Source organism: Candidatus Accumulibacter necessarius (genome assembly GCF_036625085.1).
This window is the reverse complement of record NZ_JAZKUM010000006.1, coordinates 172,232-188,288: the sequence shown is the minus strand read 5'-3', so window position 1 is coordinate 188,288 and position 16,057 is coordinate 172,232. Positions and strand designations below refer to the sequence as shown.

Genomic DNA, 16,057 nt, shown 5'->3' with positions numbered 1-16,057 from the left:
CAGGCAGGGCTCAGTCAGTCCGGCGATTTGCCAGGTGGCTGCTATGGGCCCGGCGCCGCTCGAAAAACCTCAGCCCGAAGTAGGTCAGCGTACCGATGCCAACCATCGCAACGACCATGGCCGAATAGGCGATCGGCCAGGGAATGCCCTCGGTCATCATCGAGAACTCGGACATGCCGCCCATGCCAGCCAGTACATTGATCGGCATGAAAATGACGCTGAGTACCGTCAGCCGCTTGATGTCCTTGTTCTGGTTGATGTTGATCGCACTGTCGGTGGCATCCATCAGGAAGTTGATCTTGTTGAACAGGAAGGCGGTGTGGCCGTCGAGGGATTCGATGTCGCGCAGGATCTCGCGCACATCGTTGGTTTGTGTCTTGGAGAGGAACTTGCCGTGCAGCAGGAAGGAGAGCGCCCGCCGGGTGTCGAGGACGCTGCGGCGAGTCCGTCCGTTAAGGTCTTCCGCCTCGGAAATCGCGGTCAGGATCTTTGACGCTTCCTGGTCAGTTATGTGCGAGCGCAGCACCTGTCTGCCGACTCGGTCGAGTTCGCCATAGACATCTTCCAGCGCATTGGCCGAGTATTCGACGTCGGCCGCGTAGAGGTCCAGCAACACGTCCGTGCCGTTGCTGACGTAGCCGGGGCGGGTCCGCGCGCGTGCCCTTTGCAGACGAAACACCGGCAGTTCCTCGCTGCGGACCGTGAACAGGACGTCATTCTGGAGGATCAGCGCTACCGGTACGTTGCGCGAGTCCTCACGGGTGTCGAGCAGGAAGTCCGAGTGTAGGTGGGTATGCCCCTCCTCATCCACATAGAAGCGAGCGCTGGCCTCGATGTCGGTCAGGTTGCCGGGGTCGGGGAGATCGACGTCGAACAGCTTGCTCATCCAGGCGCGAATCTTCTTCGTCGGGGCGATCAGGTCTACCCAGATCGGCTTGATGTTGTTCAGATCCTCCGGGCAGGTGACCGAGATCTGGCGCAGCCGTCCATCCTGCAGCTCGAACGCAGTGACCGCCGTCTTCTCGTTGCGGTAGTGGCTGTCGTCGATCAACTCCTCGAGCACGTCGTCGGAAAGCAGCGCCAGGATCGGGTCAGCGCCTTCCTTGACTTCATCCCAGACCACCAGCCGTTCGTTGGGTTCGAGCGATTCGAGGATGTAGGCGACTTCCTGTGCCGGCATCCGCTTGAGCTTTTGCCGCAGCTCCACGCGATACTGCTGCTGAAGTTCCCCGTCTTCATCCTGGTTTGGCATATCCTGCTCACGGACCAGATCTTCCACCAGTTTCTGCAGCGAGAGCAGGGAACGCACTTCAGTGAGGTGCACTTCGGCAAGGCGCTTGTGCAGCATTTCAGGGACCTGCAGCCTGTTTTCTTCGCTCACGGCATAGACTCCCTGACGACCAGATGCACACGGGATAGGGATTGTAGCACTGCCGAAGCTTATGGGCTGTCGGACGAGGCTTCTAAGCCACTGCAACACCTTGATACCCCTTTCGGACAAGGCAATGGCGGCGAATTCCTGCTGTCTGTCCATTAGACGCCTGCGTTCAGGCCTTGCCTAGCCTCCGTTTCGGCGGACAATGGCGTTCGGGTTACTGCACTCGCCAGTCGCGAGGAGCGCTCCTTGATGGCCCATCTGTGCGAAGATGACCGCTTGCGTCAGCGCCTGTCGGACCGGGACACGAAGGAACGCCAGGTGCATTACCGGAGGGGCAATGACAGCAGAGAAGCCGTCGCAAGACGGGAAGGCAGGTCTGGCAGGCACCGCACTGGCGGCAATGGGCGTCGTTTTTGGCGACATCGGCACCAGTCCGCTGTATACGGTCAAGGAAGTGTTTGGCGGTCATCATCCGTTGCCGATAAACGCCGCTAACGTGCTCGGTATCCTCTCCCTGGTCTTCTGGGCGTTGACGATCACGGTGTCCCTCAAGTACGTCCTGTTCATCATGCGCGCCGACAACAAGGGCGAGGGCGGCATCATGGCCCTGACCGCGCTGGCGCTGCGCACGGCGAATGCCTCGCCGCGAGTCCTCTGGCTGATGTCGGCCCTGGGGATTTTCGGCGCCGCACTCTTCTACGGCGATGCCGTGATCACGCCGGCGATGTCGGTCCTCGCCGCGGTCGAGGGACTCGAAGTCGCGACGCCGCTGCTCAAGCCCTACGTTTTGCCGATCACCGTCTGCATCCTGGTTGCACTTTTCGTCTTTCAGCGCCACGGCACGGCGGCCGTCGGGGCGCTGTTCGGCCCGGTGATGATGTTCTGGTTCATGACCCTCGGCATGCTCGGCTTGTGGAACGTGATCCAGTATCCGTCGGTGCTGGCCGCCATCAATCCCTGGTATGCCGGGGCGTTTGTCATCGAACATCAGGGCATGGCTTTCCTGGCGCTGGGTTCGGTGGTGCTGGCGATTACCGGTGGCGAAGCGCTCTACGCCGACATGGGCCATTTCGGTCGCCGCGCGATCAAGTGGGCCTGGTTTGCTTTCGTCTTTCCGCTGCTCTATCTCAATTATCTTGGCCAGGGGGCGCTGATCCTCAAGGATCCGAAGGCAGTCGAGAATCCCTTCTTCCTGATGGCGCCGAGCGAGGTCCTGCTGATCCCGCTGGTTGTCCTCGCCACGGTCGCCACGGTGATCGCCTCGCAGGCGGTGATTTCCGGCGCCTTCTCGCTCACCAGCCAGGCGATGCAACTGGGCTACTGCCCGCGCATCCAGGTCAATTTCACCTCGGAGCGGGAAAAAGGCCAGATTTACGTTCCGAACATCAACTGGCTGCTCCTGCTGACGGTGATCATTGTTGTCCTCGGGTTCCGCTCGTCGTCGAACCTGGCGTCGGCCTATGGCATTGCCGTCACGCTGACCATGATGATCGACACCATTCTCGCCTTTGTTGTCGTCCGTGCTCTCTGGAAGTGGAGCTGGCCGCTGGCTGCGCTGTTCCTGGGGTTCTTCGTCATTGTCGATTTTGCTTTCTTCTCCGCCAACGTGACCAAGATCTTTGACGGCGGCTGGTTTCCGCTCGCCGTGGGTTGCTCGGTGTTCGTGCTGCTGTCCACCTGGCGGCGCGGTCGCAGATTGCTGTCCGAAAGACAGAAGGAGCAGTCTGTCCCGCTCGACGCCTTCATCGGGGGAATCGCTGCGGGCGGACCGCAGCGGGTCGGGGGCACCGGTGTGTTCCTGACCGCTCACCCGGAAGGCGTGCCGCGTGCCATGCTCCACAACCTGAATCACAACAAGGTCTTGCACGACCGTGTCGTGGTGCTCAACGTGGTGACGGAAGACGTGCCACACATCCCCGACGGCGAGCGCGTGCGCGTCGAAGCGCTCTCCGAAGGGTTTTATCGGGTGTTCGTCCGTTACGGTTTCAAGGACGACCCCGATCTGCCGCAGGCCATGGCGTTGTGCGCCGACCAGGGGCTGTCCTTTGACATGATGGAAACGTCCTTCTTCCTCGGTCGCGAGACGGTTGTCCGCTTGCCGCTTTCCCCGGGGCGGCACATGGCGCGCTGGCGGCAGATCCTGTTCAACTGGATGTTCCGCAACGCCGATAGCGCAACCGCTTTCTTCAAGATACCGCCTAACCGGGTCGTCGAACTGGGGTCGCAGGTCGAGTTGTAGTCGTTCCGCATGTGCTCGCGTGCGGCGTACGCATCTCATATGTGAGAGAATGCCGGATGGTGCAAGCTGGGCTTGGACCGAGACAGAAATGGCTCGGGACATCGATCGAGTGAAATTCCGGGAGGGGGAATGACGGCAGAGAATGCGCCACACGGCGAGAAGTCGGGGCTCGCGGCGACCGCACTGGCGGCAATGGGCGTGGTCTTTGGCGACATTGGCACCAGTCCACTCTACACCGTCAAGGAAGTCTTCGGCGGTCACCATCCCCTGGCAGTCACGCCGGAGAACGTTTTGGGGATCCTCTCGCTGGTGTTCTGGGCCTTGACGATCACGGTGTCGCTGAAGTATGTCGTGTTCATCACCCGCGCCGACAACAAGGGCGAGGGAGGCATCATGGCCCTGACCGCGTTGGCGCTGCGTACAGCGAATGCCTCGCCGAGAGTCCTCTGGATGATGTCGGCCCTCGGCATTTTCGGCGCTGCCCTGTTTTACGGCGACGCTGTGATCACGCCGGCGATGTCGGTCCTGTCAGCGATCGAGGGGCTCGAAGTGGCGACGCCGCTGCTCAAGCCCTACGTTCTGCCGATCACCGTCGCCATTCTGGTTGCGCTTTTTGCTTTTCAGCGGCACGGCACGGCAACCGTGGGGGCGCTGTTCGGGCCGCTGATGATGTTCTGGTTTGCCACCCTGGGCGCGCTCGGCCTGTGGAACGTGATCCAGTATCCGTCGGTGCTGGCCGCCATCAATCCCTGGTACGCGCTGTCGTTCGGGATTGAACATCAGGGCATGGCCTTTCTCGCGCTGGGTTCGGTGGTGCTGGCGATCACCGGCGGCGAAGCGCTCTACGCCGACATGGGACACTTCGGCCGGCGGGCGATCAAGTGGGCCTGGTTTTCTTATGTATTCCCACTGCTTTATCTCAACTACCTTGGCCAGGGAGCGCTGATCCTCAACGACCCGAAGGCGATCGAGAGCCCGTTCTTCCTGCTCGTGCCGAGCGAGATCCTGCTGATCCCGCTGGTCATCCTGGCCACCGTCGCCACCGTGATCGCCTCGCAGGCGGTGATTTCCGGCGCCTTTTCGCTCACCAGCCAGGCCATGCAGCTGGGCTACTGCCCGCGCATCCGGGTCAACTTCACCTCGGAGCGGGAAAAGGGACAGATTTACGTGCCGAACATCAACTGGCTGCTGCTGCTGACGGTGATCATCGTCGTCCTGGGTTTCCGCTCGTCGTCGAACCTGGCTTCGGCCTACGGCATCGCCGTCACGCTGACGATGATGATCGATACCATCCTCGCCTTCGTCGTCGTGCGTGCGTTGTGGAAGTGGAGTTGGACGCACGCGGCTCTCTTTCTGGTATTTTTCGTCGTCGTCGACTTCGCCTTTTTCTCGGCCAATGTGATCAAGATCCTCGATGGCGGCTGGTTCCCGCTGGCGCTCGGCTTCGCGGTCTTTGCGCTGCTCTCCACCTGGCGGCTCGGCCGCAAGCTGCTCTACGAAAGGCTGCAGAAGGATTCGGTGCCGCTCGACGCCTTCATTGCCGGTCTCGAGGCAGGTGGGCCGCACCGCGTCGATGGCACCGGGATTTTCATGACCGCCGAGCCGCTGGGTGTGCCGCGTGCGCTGCTCCACAACCTTTACCACAATAAGGTTTTGCACGAGCGGGTCGTCTTGCTCAATGTGGTTGCCGAGGACGTGCCGCATGTCCCGGCTGACGAGCGCTTGCGCGTCGAGACGCTGCCGGCGGGATTTCATCGGGTGTTTGTTCGCTACGGCTTCAAGGACGACCCCAATGTGCCGCAGGTGATGGATCAATGTGCCGATCTCGGACTGCCCTTCGACATGATGGAGACCTCGTTCTTCCTCGGCCGTGAAACCGTCGTCACGATGCCGATATCCGGGCGGGCGCGCATGGCGTACTGGCGGCAGATCCTGTTCAGCTGGATGTTCCGCAACGCCGATACCGCCACCGCTTTCTTCAAGATACCGCCAAACCGGGTCGTCGAACTCGGCGCGCAGGTCGAACTGTCGTAGTTGTCGCTTCGCTAGACATTGCGCGCCATGCGGCAGACGAGGGAATATCAGGCAGCCAGGGTAAAGGCCCGGAAACCGCATCCGGGGGTCAAATGAGCCACGCAAGACGGTGCGCTGCGGTGCTGATACTGACCCTCTTCACCTTCGCCGTGCTGGCCCAGGCGCTGCCGCCGGTACCCGCTGAATTGGGCACCATTCGCCGCAACGAGCAGGGACAACTGGAAGTGATCAGGAGGCCTGCAGCCAGCCAGGCAGCTGCGGACGGCCTTGTCGCCGACAAGGCTGCCGGCCCCGGCCAGGCGCGGGAGAAGAAATGGCCGAATGCGGCGGCCGGCGGCAGGACCCTCGTCGTCGGTCCGCAGGAACAGATTCGAAGCATCACGGAAGCCGCTCGCCTGGCACGTGACGGCGACACCATCGAGATCCTGCCTGGCGAGTATCGGCAACAGGCGGTCGTCTGGCTGCAGGGCAGACTGACGGTCAGGGGCCGCGGCAAGCGCCCGGTTTTCATTGCCGACGGTGACCATGCGGAAGGCAAGGGGCTGTGGGTGGTGCGCAACGCGGAGATGCTGATCGAGAACATCGAATTCCGCGGAGCGCGCGTTGCGGACGGTAACGGCGCCGGGATTCGCTTTGAACGCGGCCATCTGAGGATCGTTCGCTGCGCTTTCTTCGACAACGAAATGGGTATCCTGACCGGCAATGTCGCCGACTCGGTGCTCGAGGTGGAAGACAGCGAGTTTGGCCAGGCGCCCAGGCACGCCGGCGGCCTGCATCACCTCCTCTACGCCGGCACCATCGCCCGCCTCAGTGTCCGTGGAAGCCGCCTGCAGCAGGGCTTTCGTGGGCACCTGATCAAGTCCCGCGCGCGCGAAAGTTCGATCCTCTACAACCTGCTCGTCGATGGGGTCGGCGGCAGGGCCTCGTACGAACTCGAGTTCCCCAACGGTGGCCTGGCCTGGGTGATCGGCAACGTCATCGGGCAGAGTGCGACGACCGACAATCGGGAGCTCGTCTCCTATGGCGCCGAGGGACGGCACTGGCCGGACAACGCGCTCTATCTGGCGCACAACACCTTGATCGACGATACCGTCGACGGCCGCTTCCTGCGCGTCTGGTCCGACCGGCTGCCAGCGGGGAGCGAGGTCTGGGCCATCAACAACCTGCTCGTCGGGCGTGGCGCCTTCATGCCGCAGGCGCCTGGTCGCCATGATGGCAACCAGAGCATCGACCGGGCCATGCTGCTCGATGCCGATGGGCTGGTCTTCGCCTTGCCGCAGAACTCGCCGCTACGGGGCAAAGCCAAACCCCCGGGGTCGGTTCGTGAGCAGAATCTGGCGCCAGCGGCGGAATTCCACTTGCCGGTGGGAACCCGTCCGCTGGCGGCCGGAACGCCGCTGTCGGTCGGAGCTCTGCAGTAGGAGTGCCTAGATCAGCCGCGACAGCAGACCGAGAAACGCTTCGGCGTCCTGAAAGCCGACCACGCGGACGCCTTCGATCTCCCTGCCGGTGCGGTCGAAAAAGATGATTCCCGGTGGGCCGTAGAGCTTGAAACGCTGCAGCAGCGCTTTGTCGGCCTCCGAGTTGGCAGTCACGTCGGCCTGCAGCAATGTCCAGCCGGCGAGTTTCGCCTGCACCCGTGGATCGGCAAAAGTGAAGCGCTCCATCTCCTTGCACGAGACGCACCAGTCGGCATAAAAGTCGAGCAGTATTGGCTGCCCCGCCGCGGCGATCCGGCTTTCGAGCTCGGCCAGCGAGCGCACACGGGTGAACGGCGGTGACCTGGCTTCACTGCCTGCAGCGCTGCTGCGCAGCACCGACAGCGGCTGCAGCGGGTCGCGCGAGCCGGCCAGCGTGCCGAGCAAGATCGCCGCACCGAGCAGCAGCATGACGATGCCGATTCCCTTCCAGAAACGCTGCCAGCCTTTGGCGTGTGGTGGCAGCGGATCGAGCGCGTGCAGATAGATCGCTGGCACGATCAGCAGCAGCGCCCAGGACAGCATCTGCACAACCGCCGGAATCACCGGCGAGACGAGCCAGACGGCGGTTGCCAGCAGGATGACGCCAAAGGCTTTCTTGACCGCCTCCATCCACGCGCCAGACTTCGGCAGCAGCGTGCCGGCGGAGACGCCGACCGCCAGCAGGGGCGCGCCCATGCCCAGCCCCATCGAGAACAGCGCCGCGCCCCCGAGTGCGGCATCGCCGGTCTGACCGATGTAGAGCAGGGCGCCGGCCAGCGGCGCGGCAACACAGGGGCCGACGATGATCGCCGACAGCGCGCCCATCGCCGCCACCCCGGGCAACGAACCACCGCGGAGGTGACTGGCCTCTTCCGAGACCTTGCTTTGCAGGAAGACGGGCAGCTGGATCTCGTAGAAACCGAACATCGACAGCGATAGCAGTACGAAAACGGCGGCAAAGCTGCCCAGCACCCAGGGGTTCTGCAGCGCTACCGCCAGCAGCGTGCCGGTCAGCCCGGCAGCAATGCCGGCGGCGGCGTAGGTGATCGCCATGCCAAGCACGTAGGCCAGCGAGAGCGAGAAGCCGCGGGCGTGTGATACGCCGTGACCGTCTCGCCCGGAGCCGACGATGATGCTCGACAGAATCGGAATCATCGGGAAGACACAGGGCGTCAGCGAGAGCAGCAGCCCGAAGCCGAAAAAGCTGCCGACCAGCAGCCAGAAGCTGGCGTGCCTGAACAGCTGCGCAATCCTTCCCGATTCATCGGCTACCGGGACATTGCCCGCTGGTGTGGCGACCGGCGCCGTCGCCGGATCCGGCAGCTCCAGGCTGAGCTTTTGCTGTTGCGGTGGATAGCAGATGCCAGCGTCGGCGCAGCCCTGCGAAGTCACCTTGAGGGTCAGCGGCAGCGGCCCCGAACTGTTACGCTCGACCGGCAGGCGGATGACCGCCTCCTGGTAATAAACCTCGACCTTGCCAAAGGTTTCGTCGTGTTTCTCCTTGCCCGGCGGCAGAATCGCGGTACCGAGCTGGACCGTCGCCGGCTCGGCGGCGAAACGGAACTTGTCGCGGTAGAGATAGTAGTCGGGGGCGATCGCGAAGCGTACTTCGATCGTTTGCCCGTCGATGGCGCGGGCGCTTGGCTTGAAGGCGACGGCAGGGTCGAGGAACTCGTCGGCGTGCAGCAGGGCGCTAAACAGTAAAAGAAGCGGGAACAGCCAGCGGGTCATGGCAGGAGTCTTGCAGAGGTCAGTCGGAGGGGCGCGTTTCGGCGGCCACCCAGTCGAGATACGCCGGCAGTCCGTGCACGATCGGCAGCGCGATGATTTCCGGCAGCTCGTAAGGGTGGTGCTGGCGGATCGCCGCTTCAAGTGCCGCGTATCGCTCGTGGCTCGTCTTGATCAGCAACGGCACCTCGTCGGCCATCTCGGTCACCCCTTGCCAGCGATAGACCGACCGGCACGGCGCCAGGATATTGACGCAGGCCGCCAGCCGTGTCTCGACGAGTTCTCCCGCCAGCGCTTCGGCAGCCGCTTGATCGGGCAGATTGGTCAGGACGAGCAGGGTGGTCACGAGCCGGATTCTACTCCTTCTCGAGGTGGCGGCGCTGTGCCCTGCCGTTGCGGCCGTCGGCCAGCCCTTCCTTGCCCGGGCGAGGCGGCTTCCCTGATCCCGATTAACCCGACTACCGGCAAGCGCTATCGCGGCATCAACGCCATCCAGTTGCTGAGCCAGGGCCGTATCGATCAACGCTGGCTGACCTACAAGCAGGCCGCTGCCGCCGGCGCGCACGGCACGGCCATCCAGTACTGGAAGTTCAGCGAGGAGCAGACCCGCACCGACGAGAGCGGCAAGCCCCTCGATGCCCAGGGCCAGCCGGTCAAAGCGGAAGTACGGCTGGAGCGGCCGCGGGTGTTCTTCGCCACCGTCTTCAACGCCGAGCAGATCGACGGCCTGCCGCCGATGCAACGCAGGGAACAGACCTGGGACGCCGTCGAGCGCGCCGAAGCCATCTTGCTGGCGTCCGGCGCCGTGATCCAGTAACGAGGGCAACACAGAGAATCAGGAGGCGGCCATGCAGAGCTTCACGCAGACCCCCGCGCTCGCGAGCGCGGCGCTCAACTCAATCGATGGCGAAGCGGCAGTTGCCGATCCTCGCCTCGATCCGATCAACCCTCACGAGCAAGCGGCCCGGCTGGCGCGAATCGAGGAAGAACGGGTGCGCCGCGACCCCAACAGCACCGACGAGGACATTGCCACCGCCCGAGAAGCGCGCAAGTCGGCCGACGTCGCCGCGCTCCTCAATGACAAGGACCTGCAACGGCAGATCGCTGAACACGAACGCGAGCGGCAGACTACCCAGGCCGGTCAGGTCGACCAGATCGACCCGCCCAGCCAGTCCAGCAAGACCTGGATCGACGTTCCCTACCCGCATAAGGACGAGGCGAAAGCGCTGGGTGCGCGCTGGGATCGTCAGGAACAGTCCTGGTATGTCCCGGCTAGTGTGGATCCAGCCCCCTTTGCCCAATGGACACCGGCTGCTCCCCCCCGGGTCCGGCCCAAGCAGTCGCCCGCCACCCCGCCGCGCCAGTATCTCGCCGTTCCCTACGGCGAACGCGTCGCCGCCAAGGCTGCCGGCGCCGTGTGGGACAAGGCCGTGAAGTCCTGGTACGCCGGGCCGAAAGCCGACATGACGAAGCGCAAGCGCTGGAAGCCCGAGAACGTGCCCACTCCGCAAGGCCCGGCGATGACGCCGAAGGATGAGTTCGCCGAGGCGTTGCGCTCGATCGGCTGCGTCGTGAGCGGTGAACACCCGATCATGGACGGCCAGAAGCACCGCATCAGCGTCGAAGGCGAGAAGCACAGCGAGAAATCCGGGTCGGGATTTTATGTCGGCCACCTGGACGGCCACCCGGCTGGCTACATGAAGAACAACAAGACTGGCATCGACCTGAAGTGGAAATCGAAGGGCTACGCCTTCGACCCCGAGCAGAAAGCCAGGATGCTCGCCGAGGCGGCCGAAAAGCTGCAGGCCCGCAGTGCCGAGCAAGAGCGGCTGAACGAGCAGACCGCGGAGCGTGTCGCCCGGCAGATGACGAAGCTGCTGCCGGTCACCGAGCCGACCGCGTACATGAAAGCCAAGGGCATCGAGCCCAGCCCGGAGTCTTCACTGACCGCGAAGGCCAGAAAACCTACATCCCGGCGACCGACGTCGACGGCAAGCAATGGACGATGCAGTACATCCGGGAGGACGGCAGCAAGCGCTTCGCCAAGGAGAGCCGCAAGGAAGTCTGCTTCCATGTCATCGGCGGCCTGGACGCGCTGGCCAAGGCACCCGTCCTGGTCATCGGCGAAGGCTACGCCACCGCCGGCAGCCTGTCACAGACGCTCGGCTTCGCGACCGTCGCGGCCTTCGACTCGGGGAACCTGGTGCCTGTCGCCAAGGCCCTGCACGAGAAGTACCCGGACAAACCGATGGTGATCGCCGGCGACGACGACAAGCACCTGGAGGCTACGCAGGGCGTCAACCCAGGCCGCAGCAAGGCTGAAGAAGCCGCCAGGGCGGTCGGCGGCAAGCTGCTGCTACCGATCTTCGCGCCCGGCGAGCAGGCCGCGAACCCGAAGGGCTTCACCGACTTCAATGACTTGGCTACCCGAAGTGTGCTCGGGCAGGAAGGAGTTGCGCGGCAGGTTCGGTCGGTGGTTGATGACGTGATTGAGTGGCAGCAGGGGCGGAGTGTTGAGGGGCTGGCGCGCGGGGAAAGGCAGGAGCAGGCGGTGCGTCGGGTAGCGAAGGTCGGATGATCGTCGCGGCTGTTGTCCTTGAATGAATCGAGCCGGGCCCATTTCCTTGTTTCTGGCTCGTGCAGCAGCCAGAAACAATCAGGCTTCAACTGGGCCCAGCGCCTCCACCGCAGCCTGAAGTTCCTTGGCAACTGCAATCAGTTCCCGGATCAACGGCTCGTCTTCCTCATAGTCGCCATCGTAGAGGGCACGGTTACGCTTCTGGTGGCAGTTGTCCAGGAAACGCCACTTGGCTGCAGGCAAGGACACAGTGCTGCCCAGAATCTGGAAGACGATATAGCGGTACTCCGATCGATACCCATGCCAGCGCAGGGCCGCCAAAGCGAGGCTGTGTGCTGCGTCGTAGGCCAGGCTGAAGCGGCTTTCGGCGTTCAGTCCAGGGTTCTGTGCGTCCGGCAGTCTATTTCTGGCGGATCGGAGCAGTCCGTCGAACTCGGCCTGGTCAGGGGGTTCAGCCTTGAGCTTGCCGATCCTCGCCAGATTCTGCAGAGTTTCCCGTGGGGAGGTCATTGTCGTCGCCGATGAGCATGATCTTTGGTTGCTGGACGATGCGGGTCAGGAAGTGGTTGTCGCTACGTAGCTTCTTCGAGAAATCTTCCGCTGCGTAGAGGGTGGGGTTCACCTTGCGACCCAGTACTTCCTCTGCCTTGGCCAGCACCTCGAAGAGATGACTGTAGCTCAAGCCCTCGGCGATGACCATGACGTCGATGTCGCTGGCCGCCGTATCCGTGCCCTTGGCCACGGAACCATAGATGAAGGCGCAACGAACGAGATCGGCACACTCGGACAAGGCGGCACGCAGGACATCGGCCAGCCCGAAGGTCTTGAGGACGATCCCCCGGAGTTCCGTGAAGATCGGCGATTTCCGGTTGGCCTGGTAGTGTTTCTGTCGGCCGATGGGAGTCATGGTGATCAGACCGGAGGAGGTCATTCGTTCCAGTTCACGCTGCAGCGCGCCACGCCCGGTCAAGGCAAGCTTTGCAATTTCGTTGGCGTAGAAAGATCGGTCCGGTTGACCAAACAACAGCCCAAGCACCCGCTGCTGGCCTCCAGAGAAGAGCGCATCTGAAATCGACACAGAGTCTTTATTCCCCATAATGGGTACTATGGTACCTGATCTGGGGATCAGCGCGCTAAACTGAGGGCAACGCCAGCAGTTCTCATTTCAAACCCAAGCAATGCGGCTGTTGGCGTAGGTTGGCGCACGCGGATTGGCAGACTTGGGCGATGAAGATTGAGGGAAACTCCGGGTGTTTTTTAAAATAATGCTGGTAAACAGTGTGTTATAGTGTTAACCTCGAACTTGATCGAAGTATTGATGATTTTCAGGTGCCCAGCCCATTTCGACCGTTGCCCCCATCCCCCTGCCGAGCCCCGCCATCGCCTTGATCGAGAAGGTTCGGGATGCATTCCGGGCTTTGCCGGACGGGCGTAAGCAGAGCAACGCCCGGCTCTATGAGATGGAGGATGCGGCCCTGTCGGCCTTCGCCGTGTTTTTCTCGCAAAGTCCGTCCTTCCTCGATAGCCAAGTCAGGATGCAGAAGCAGTTGGGGCGGAACAATGCCTCTTCGCTGTTCGGGGTGCATGAGATTCCCTGCGATAACCAGATTCGCAATCTGCTGGACCCGGTGCCGCCGGAAACGGTGTACCCGGTCATGGCCGAGATTGGCGATGCCCTGTACCAGCAAGGCTATCTGGCGGGATTTCGCTCGCTCAACGACACCTTGCTGATTGCCCTGGACGGCACTGATTTCTTCTCGTCGGAAAAGATTTCCTGTGCCGGTTGCAGCGAGACGCGCCTGAAGAACGACAGGGTTCTCTATCGCCACCTTGCCGTGACGCCGGTGCTGGTGGCGCCGGGCTAGGCGAACGCCATCCCGTTGCCGCCGGAATTCGTGCAACCCCAGGACGGCCAGGACAAGCAGGACTGCGAATTGGCCGCCGCGGCCCGCTGGCTGGCGCGCTGGGGCGAGCACTACCGCCCGTGGCGCATCACCTACCTGGGCGACGACCTGTACTGCCATCAGTCGCATTGCCTGCGGGTGCGGGCGCAACAGGCCGACTTCCTGTTCACCTGCAAGCCCGAATCCCATGCCACGCTCTACGAGTGGGTCGGCGATTTCGAGCGCAACGAGCAACTCGGCCGCGTCGTACAGGCGCGACGCGTCGGCAAGAAGCACTTTACCGACACCTATCGCTATGCCCATCAAGTGCCATTGCGCAACACGGACGATGCCGTGATGGCCAACTGGCTGGAACTGGTCACCACCGATGCCCGCGGTGCCATCGTCTTCAAGAACGCCTGGGCCACCTCGCATGCCATCACCGACCATAACGTCGCCGCTCTGGCTTCCGCCGGGCGGGCGCGTTGGAAAATCGAGAGTGTGCCGCAGGCACACAGAAAGGAAGTTCGTAATGGACTGACGAACTGTGTAGAAGCTACACGGAAGATGAGGGTAGGTCCCTCGGGGTCGGCTTTCAGGAGCGGGCCTCAAACCACCCCAAGCTGCTGCGGTCAAGAGCCGTGGTGGTGAGCGTTGGGGTCAAAGCGTCGAGGACGTACCTCGAGCAGGTAAGGATCAGAGAGACGAACGAAAGTGAACCTTCGCTGACGCGTCGTAATCCAGAGACTTGTCGTCAAAACCAGGGGCGTTTCTATCTTCTGGGACAAGCTTGCCGGGCACCTGACTACTGGGCAAGCGGCGGCCGGCGTATAGGAGGCGTGAAGCTGATCCAGGCTTTTGTGTGGAACTGCGGGAACCAGTCGTTCCGATGTCAAGGGAGAAGCACAAGTGGCAGAAACCACGAGGCGAGAGTACCGATGCGGAGCACTGGGACGGACCGACCCGTACGAGCGATGAAGGCTGGTAATGCGGCTGGAGCAAAGGGGTCGGATCAAGCGGTTGCACTTGGCGTTCAACTGGCAACAGGAGGAAACGGATGAGTGCAACAAAACCATTTGCCATTGACAAATGGCTGGTGTACGAAGCGTATCAAGCGGTCAAAGCCAATGCGGGATCGGCAGGGGTGGATAAGGAATCGATCGGCGACTTCGAGAAGGATCTGAAGGGTAACCTGTACAAGATCTGGAACCGGATGTCGTCGGGAAGCTACTTTCCGCCGCCGGTCAAAGCGGTTGCCATTCCCAAGAAGAATGGCGGGGAGCGCATATTGGGTGTTCCAACGGTGGCAGATCGTGTGGCGCAGACGGTTGTCAAGCGGGTGATAGAGCCCGGGATTGAAGCCAAGTTTCTACCGGATTCCTACGGTTATCGGCCCGGAAGGTCGGCGCTGGATGCCGTGGGGGTAACGCGGGAACGATGCTGGAAGTATTCTTGGGTTCTAGAGTTTGATATCAAAGGCCTGTTTGACAACATCGACCATGCATTGCTGGAGAAGGCGCTCGAGAAGCACGTGGAGTGTGAATGGGCCATGCTGTATATCAGGCGCTGGCTAACTGCGCCGCTGCAACAGGCGGACGGAACCCGGGTAGAACGTACCCGGGGGACACCGCAAGGCGGCGTCGTCAGTCCGGTGTTGGCCAACCTGTTCCTTCACTACACGTTTGACGTCTGGATGACGAAACACTATCCGGACAACCCCTGGTGCCGGTATGCGGATGATGGGTTGGTCCATTGTCGGACCGAGCAGGAGGCGCAGGCCCTGATGGCGGCGCTCGATGCAAGGTTTGCGCAATGCGCCCTGCAGATGCATCCGGACAAGACCAAGATCGTGTACTGCAAAGACGGTAGTCGCAAGGGGAGGTATCCGGTCACGCAGTTTGATTTCCTCGGATATACCTTCCGGCCAAGGGTGGTGAAGAACAGCAAGCGCAACAGCCTGTTTGTGAGCTTCACCCCGGCGGTCAGCAACAAAGCGATTACGGCGATGCGGGCAACGACACGCAAACTGAGCTACCGAAATCGGACGGAGCTGAGCCTAGCCGACATTTCCCGACTGCACAATCCAGTCCTGAGGGGCTGGCTCGCGTATTACGGAAGATTCTATCGGTCGGCAATGTACCCCGTCTTCAGGCACTTCAACAAGACGTTGGTGGCTTGGGCGATGAGGAAGTACAGACGGCTGAAGGGCCACAAGATACGGGCGAGCAGGTTTCTCGAACAGCTTTCCGAGACGCAGCCGTATCTCTTCGTGCATTGGCAGAAAGGAATGGTCGGTGCGTTTGCTTGATGGGAGCGGTGTGAATCGAGAGGTTCACGCACCGTTCTGTGAGAGGCCGGGGGTGCAACTCCTCCGGCCGACTTGCCACGAGAACAACAACACCCTCAAGACCAAGGGCTACCATTTCGACCACAACTTCGGACACGGCAAGCAGTTTTTGGCCAACCTGTTCGCTACACTGATCTTGTTGGCCTTCTTGGTCCATACCGCCCTGGACTGGATGGACACCCGTTACGCCAAGGTGCGCGGCCTGCTGCCCTCCCGACGCACCTTCTTCGAACACCTGCGCGCCTTGCTACAGTACCTGCCGTTCGATGACTGGGATCACCTCATGCGCTTCATGCAGCAGCGCCTCGCTCCCAACGCCCCAGACACCGGCTGACTTACCCCATCCAACAGTCCTTACCCTCAACACCCACTACCATGGAATTTGAAATGAGAACTGCTGGGGCAACCCG

General features: G+C 62.2%; 11 protein-coding genes and 2 pseudogenes. 8 read left to right on the top strand and 5 right to left on the bottom strand.

What is annotated here, in order from left to right; genetic code table 11:
- Positions 1 to 10: 10 nt before the first annotated feature.
- A complete protein-coding gene (locus tag V5B44_RS17250; protein ID WP_332360231.1) occupies positions 11 to 1,381 on the bottom strand; it encodes a CorA family divalent cation transporter in 1,371 nt (456 codons plus the stop codon).
- Positions 1,382 to 1,715: 334 nt separating this feature from the next.
- Between V5B44_RS17250 and V5B44_RS17245 the strand changes: the two genes are divergently transcribed.
- The 3 genes from V5B44_RS17245 (at position 1,716) to V5B44_RS17235 (ending at position 7,072) form a co-directional block, all read left to right on the top strand.
- On the top strand, positions 1,716 to 3,617 hold the full coding sequence (locus V5B44_RS17245) for a potassium transporter Kup (protein WP_332360229.1): 1,902 nt from the start codon (positions 1,716 to 1,718) through the stop codon (positions 3,615 to 3,617).
- A 129-nt stretch (positions 3,618 to 3,746) separates the two neighbouring features.
- Positions 3,747 to 5,651, top strand: a complete 1,905-nt coding sequence (locus V5B44_RS17240; protein ID WP_332360227.1) for a potassium transporter Kup — start codon at positions 3,747 to 3,749, stop codon at positions 5,649 to 5,651.
- 119 nt (positions 5,652 to 5,770) lie between these two features.
- Positions 5,771 to 7,072, top strand: a complete 1,302-nt coding sequence (locus V5B44_RS17235) for a hypothetical protein (RefSeq protein ID WP_332360226.1) — start codon at positions 5,771 to 5,773, stop codon at positions 7,070 to 7,072.
- Between the two features lie 6 nt (positions 7,073 to 7,078).
- On the opposite strand, the gene dsbD is transcribed toward V5B44_RS17235, so the two are convergent.
- Entirely contained in the window at positions 7,079 to 8,842 is a 1,764-nt protein-coding gene (dsbD, locus tag V5B44_RS17230) for a protein-disulfide reductase DsbD (protein ID WP_332360225.1), read from the bottom strand.
- 19 nt (positions 8,843 to 8,861) lie between these two features.
- Positions 8,862 to 9,194 (bottom strand): divalent-cation tolerance protein CutA, encoded by a 333-nt coding sequence (gene cutA / locus V5B44_RS17225; RefSeq protein ID WP_332360431.1) that lies wholly within the window; start codon positions 9,192 to 9,194, stop codon positions 8,862 to 8,864.
- Positions 9,195 to 9,260: 66 nt separating this feature from the next.
- On the opposite strand from cutA, the pseudogene V5B44_RS17220 reads away from it, so the two are divergent.
- Positions 9,261 to 11,417: pseudogene (locus V5B44_RS17220) on the top strand (DUF5710 domain-containing protein); the annotation flags it as partial.
- 78 nt (positions 11,418 to 11,495) lie between these two features.
- Here V5B44_RS17220 and V5B44_RS17215 read toward each other — a convergent pair.
- Together V5B44_RS17215 and V5B44_RS17210 are read right to left on the bottom strand one after the other, a co-directional pair.
- Positions 11,496 to 11,927 (bottom strand): hypothetical protein, encoded by a 432-nt coding sequence (locus V5B44_RS17215; protein ID WP_332360224.1) that lies wholly within the window; start codon positions 11,925 to 11,927, stop codon positions 11,496 to 11,498.
- Entirely contained in the window at positions 11,869 to 12,495 is a 627-nt protein-coding gene (locus V5B44_RS17210; protein ID WP_332360223.1) for a nucleotidyltransferase domain-containing protein, read from the bottom strand. The genes V5B44_RS17215 and V5B44_RS17210 overlap by 59 nt, the downstream gene beginning before the upstream one ends.
- Before the next feature lie 307 nt (positions 12,496 to 12,802).
- On the opposite strand from V5B44_RS17210, the gene V5B44_RS17205 reads away from it, so the two are divergent.
- The 4 genes and pseudogenes from V5B44_RS17205 to V5B44_RS17190 form a co-directional block, all read left to right on the top strand.
- Complete coding sequence (locus V5B44_RS17205) at positions 12,803 to 13,282, top strand: hypothetical protein (protein ID WP_332360222.1); 480 nt, start codon at positions 12,803 to 12,805, stop codon at positions 13,280 to 13,282.
- Positions 13,283 to 13,312: 30 nt separating this feature from the next.
- A complete protein-coding gene (locus V5B44_RS17200; protein WP_332360221.1) occupies positions 13,313 to 13,951 on the top strand; it encodes a hypothetical protein in 639 nt (212 codons plus the stop codon).
- A 406-nt stretch (positions 13,952 to 14,357) separates the two neighbouring features.
- A complete protein-coding gene (gene ltrA / locus V5B44_RS17195) occupies positions 14,358 to 15,608 on the top strand; it encodes a group II intron reverse transcriptase/maturase (protein ID WP_332358461.1) in 1,251 nt (416 codons plus the stop codon).
- A 76-nt stretch (positions 15,609 to 15,684) separates the two neighbouring features.
- Positions 15,685 to 15,981 (top strand): annotated as a pseudogene (locus V5B44_RS17190) (ISNCY family transposase); the annotation flags it as partial.
- Positions 15,982 to 16,057 lie beyond the last annotated feature (76 nt).

What these genes read in the sequence shown, in the direction of transcription:
- ltrA (WP_332358461.1), top strand. Translation starts at nt 14,358, where the DNA reads ATGAGTGCAACAAAACCATTTGCCATTGACAAATGGCTGGTGTACGAA.
- V5B44_RS17245 (WP_332360229.1), top strand. Translation starts at nt 1,716, where the DNA reads ATGACAGCAGAGAAGCCGTCGCAAGACGGGAAGGCAGGTCTGGCAGGC.
- V5B44_RS17215 (WP_332360224.1), bottom strand. Translation starts at nt 11,927, where the DNA reads ATGACCTCCCCACGGGAAACTCTGCAGAATCTGGCGAGGATCGGCAAG.
- V5B44_RS17240 (WP_332360227.1), top strand. Translation starts at nt 3,747, where the DNA reads ATGACGGCAGAGAATGCGCCACACGGCGAGAAGTCGGGGCTCGCGGCG.
- dsbD (WP_332360225.1), bottom strand. Translation starts at nt 8,842, where the DNA reads ATGACCCGCTGGCTGTTCCCGCTTCTTTTACTGTTTAGCGCCCTGCTG.